We start from the raw sequence: 3,077 nt of genomic DNA, 5'->3' as shown, positions 1-3,077 counted from the left end.
TACATGGTGCCGTCCGCCGTCGTGCGGCTGGACGCCCTGCCTCTCACGGCCAACTCCAAGGTGGACCGCAAGGCGCTGCCCGCGCCCGACGTGACGAGGGCCTCACTGGCGGAGTCCTACGTCGCGCCCCGCACGCCCGCGGAGGAGCTGCTCACCGGACTCTGGGCCCAGGTGCTGCGCGTGCGGCGCGTGGGCGTCCACGACAACTTCTTCGAGCTGGGCGGCCACTCCCTCCTGGCGACGCAGCTCGTCTCCCGCGTGCGCGCCACCTTCGAGGTGGAGCTGCCCCTGCGCGCCTTCTTCGAAGCGCCCACCGTGGCCCTGCTCGCCGAGCGCATCGACTCCACCCGGCGGGCGGGCCTCTCGCTCCAGGCACCGGCCCTGGTGCCTGTCTCGCACCGCCAGGAGCCGCCGCTGTCGTTCGCGCAGCAGCGGCTGTGGTTCATCGACCAGCTCGAGCCCGGAAGCGCCGCGTACAACATCCCCACCGCGGTGCGAATCCTGGGCAGCCTGGACCTCACGGCCATGGAGCAAGGCCTCGGTGCGCTCGTCGAGCGCCACGAGTCCCTGCGCACCACCTTCGCGCCGGGCCGTGGCGAGCCCGTGCAGGTCATCCACCCCTCCTCGGCGCTGCCGCTCCCCCTGGTGGACCTGACGGACCTGCCCGCCGAGCAACGTGAGTCCGAGGCCCGCCGGCGGGTCGCTGAAGAAGCCGGACTCCCGTTCGACCTCGCCAGGGGACCACTCTTCCGGGCCCTGCTGCTGCGCCTGACACCCCAGGAGCATGTGCTGATGCTGACGATGCACCACATCGTCTCCGACGGCTGGTCCATGGGCGTGCTCGTGCGCGAGTTGGGCGCGCTCTACGCGGCGCGGACCACCGGCCGTGACGCCCACCTGCCGGCCCTGCCCGTGCAGTACGCCGACTTCGCGGCGTGGCAGCGCTCGTGGCTGCGCGGCGACGTCCTGGAGCAGCAGCTCGGGTACTGGCGCCGACAGCTCTCGGGGGCCACGCCCGTGCTGGAGCTGCCCACCGACAGGCCCCGTCCGGCCGTGCAGTCGCCGCGCAGCGCCTTCGCGCCGGTACACCTGTCCGCCGAGCTGACGGAGCGGCTGCTGGCCCTGTGCCAGCGCGAGGGCACCACGCCCTTCATGGCCCTGCTCGCCTGCTGGCAACTGCTGCTCGCCCGGTACTCGGGCCAGGACGACATCTCCGTCGGCTCACCCATCGCCGGCCGGACTCGAGGAGAGACGGAGGGCCTCATCGGATTCTTCGTCAACACCCTCGTCCTGCGCACCCAGGTCGACGCGCGCGCCACGTTCCGCGAGCTGCTCGCCCGGGTGCGCTCCACCACGCTGGCCGCCTACGAGTACCAGGACGTGCCCTTCGAAAAGCTCGTGGAGGAGCTGCGTCCCCAGCGCAGCCTCAGCCACTCGCCGCTGTTCCAGGTGCTGTTCTCCCTGCAGAACCTCCCGGTCTCCACCATGGAAGTGGCCGGGGGGCCAGAGGGCAGCGTCCCGCTGCGGCTGGAGCCGTTCTCCCCCGCGCTGCAGAACACCAAGTTCGACCTGACGCTGACGCTGGCACAGCGGGCGGATGGGCTGGGCGGCTCGCTCGCCTACCGCACGGACCTGTTCGAGCCGTCCACCATCACCCGCATGGTGGAGCACCTGGGCACGCTCCTGGAGGCGGCCGTCTCCGCTCCGGACACCCGCATCGGCGAGCTGCCCCTGCTGCCCGCCTCCGAGCGTGAGCAGGTGCTCGTCCGGTGGAACGACACGCGCCGCGAGCTGTCCTGGGAGGGTGCCTTCCACGAGCGCTTCGAGGCCCAGGCCGCGCGCACCCCAGAGGCCCTGGCCGTGCTCGACGACTCCGCTTCGCTCTCGTTCGACAGGCTCAACCGTCAAGTCAACCAGCTCGCCCAGGCCCTGCGCCAGCGCGGCGTCGGGCCCGAGGTGCGCGTCGCGCTCTGCCTGGAGCGCGGCGTGGACCTGGTGGTGGCCGTGCTGGCCATCCTCAAGGCTGGCGGGGCCTACGTCCCCATGGACCCGGCCTCCCCCCACGAGCGCTTGGCCTTCATGCTCCAGGACTGCGGGGCCCGCCTCGTCCTCACCCAGCGCCAACTGGCCGCACGGCTGGAGGGCGCGGGCGTGGAGACGATGTGCCTCGACGCCGAGCACGTCACCGCGGCGCTCGCCCATGAGTCCGACGCCAACCCGCCTCGCGTCACCTCGCCCGAGCACCTCGCCTACGTCATCTACACCTCGGGCTCCACCGGCCGTCCCAAGGGCGTCATGGTGCAGCACGCCTCCGTGATGAACCTCCGCGCCGCGCTGGCGGAGCGGGTGTACTGCGACGTGCAGGGGCCGCTACGCGTCAGCCTCAATGCACCGCTCGCGTTCGACGCGTCGGTGAAGCAACTCATCCAGGTGGCCGACGGCCACACCCTCTGCGTGGTGCCCCAGGCCGCGCGCGAGGACGTCGCTCTGCTCGGCGCGTGGGTGGAGCGGCACGGACTGGACGTGTTGGACTGTTCGCCGTCGCACCTGCGCCTTCTACTGGACGAAGGACTGGCCGCCTCCCGGCCCCTGCGCGTGCTGGTGGGCGGAGAGGCCGTGGACGAGGCCCTGTGGACACGGCTCGCCTCTCACCCGCACCTGCGCGCCTTCAACGTCTACGGCCCCACGGAGTGCACCGTGGACACCACGGCTCGCGCCATCCACGGCACCCCGGGCCGGCCCACCCTGGGAGGCCCGCTGACCAACGTGCGGGTGTACGTCCTGGATGAGCACCTCCAGCCGGTGCCCGCGGGAGTGCCTGGCGAGCTCTTCATCGGCGGCGCCGGACTGGCGCGCGGCTACCTGGGCCGGCCCGAGTTCACCGCGGAGCGCTTCATCCCCGACGCCTTCAGCGACGCGCCCGGCGCGCGCCTGTACCGCACCGGCGACAAGGTGCGCTGGCTGGCCACCGGCGAGCTGGACTTCCTGGGCCGCGTCGACTTCCAGGTGAAGCTGCGCGGCTTCCGCATCGAGTTGGGCGAAGTGGAGTCCGCCCTGGAGGCGCTGCCCGAGGTGCG

At 72.2% G+C, this 3,077-nt stretch carries 1 protein-coding gene; it reads left to right on the top strand.

Annotated features, from left to right (window positions below; genetic code table 11):
- Positions 1–3,077: non-ribosomal peptide synthetase (locus tag G4D85_RS48310; protein WP_164021881.1), on the top strand; the 3,077-nt coding region annotated here is incomplete at both ends.

It is taken from the genome of Pyxidicoccus trucidator (assembly GCF_010894435.1).
Taxonomy (GTDB): Bacteria; Myxococcota; Myxococcia; order Myxococcales; family Myxococcaceae; genus Myxococcus; species Myxococcus trucidator.
This window is presented reverse-complemented; position numbering and strand designations above follow the sequence as displayed.